At 46.1% G+C, this 1,487-nt stretch carries 1 protein-coding gene; it reads left to right on the top strand.

Annotation, left to right across the window (positions count from 1 at the left end):
* Window positions 1-180 precede the first annotated feature (180 nt).
* Window positions 181-1,487: minor protease Epr (gene epr, locus ACWHAR_RS21110; protein WP_452087722.1), on the top strand; the 1,307-nt coding region annotated here is incomplete at its 3' end.

Below are 1,487 nucleotides of genomic sequence, written 5' to 3'. Positions count from 1 at the left end.
TTTTCTTTATCTTATTTTGAAAACGCTTACAAATTCATTTGAAAAATTTCCTCTTTATGCGGAAAAAATCTGCATTTTGCTAAACAACCCTGCCCATGAAAAATTTTTTCCTTCTTACTATTAATCTCTCTTTTTTTCTCCGATATATATATCAAACATCATAGAAAAAGGAGATGAACCATCAAAAACATGTCTTGCAAACTTGTTGTATCAGTCACTCTGTTTTTCAGTTTTCTCACCATAGGCCCTCTCGCTCATGCGCAAAACAGCAGCGAGAAAGAGGTTATTGTGGTTTATAAAAACAAGGCCGGAAAGGAAACCATCCTGGATAGTGATGCTGATGTTGAACAGCAGTATAAGCATCTTCCCGCGGTAGCGGTCACAGCAGACCAGGAGACAGTAAAAGAATTAAAGCAGGATCCTGATATTTTGTATGTAGAAAACAACGTATCATTTACCGCAGCAGACAGCACGGATTTCAAAGTGCTGTCAGACGGCACTGACACCTCTGACAACTTTGAGCAATGGAACCTTGAGCCCATTCAGGTGAAACAGGCTTGGAAGGCAGGACTGACAGGAAAATATATCAAAATTGCCGTCATTGACAGCGGGATCTCCCCCCACGATGACCTGTCGATTGCCGGCGGGTATTCAGCTGTCAGTTATACCTCTTCTTACAAAGATGATAACGGCCACGGAACACATGTCGCAGGGATTATCGGAGCCAAGCATAACGGCTACGGAATTGACGGCATCGCACCGGAAGCACAAATATACGCGGTTAAAGCGCTTGATCAGAACGGCTCGGGGGATCTTCAAAGCCTTCTCCAAGGAATTGACTGGTCGATCGCAAACGGGATGGACATCGTCAATATGAGCCTTGGAACGACGTCAGACAGCAAAATCCTTCATGACGCCGTGAACAAAGCATATGAACAAGGTGTTCTGCTTGTTGCCGCAAGCGGTAACGACGGAAACGGCAAGCCAGTGAATTATCCGGCGGCATACAGCAGTGTCGTTGTGGTTTCAGCAACAAACGAAAAGAATCAGCTTGCCTCCTTCTCAACAACTGGAGATGAAGTTGAATTTTCAGCGCCGGGGACAAACATCACAAGCACTTACTTAAACCAGTATTATGCAACGGGAAGCGGAACATCCCAAGCGACACCGCACGCCGCAGCCATGTTTGCTTTGTTAAAACAGCGTGATCCTGCCGAGACAAACGTCCAGCTTCGCGAGGAAATGCGGAGAAATATCGTTGATCTTGGTACCGCAGGCCGCGATCAGCAATTTGGCTACGGCTTAATCCAGTATAAAGCACAGGCAACAGATTCAGCGTACGCGGCAGCAGAGCAAGCGGTGAAAAAAGCGGAACAAACAAAAGCACAAACCGATATCAACAAAGCGCGAGAACTCGTCAGCCAGCTGCCGGGCTCCGACGCCAAAACTGCCCTGCAAAAAAGACTGGATAAAGTACAGTCATACAG

Source organism: Bacillus sp. LR--39 (genome assembly GCF_053613335.1).
This window is presented reverse-complemented; position numbering and strand designations above follow the sequence as displayed.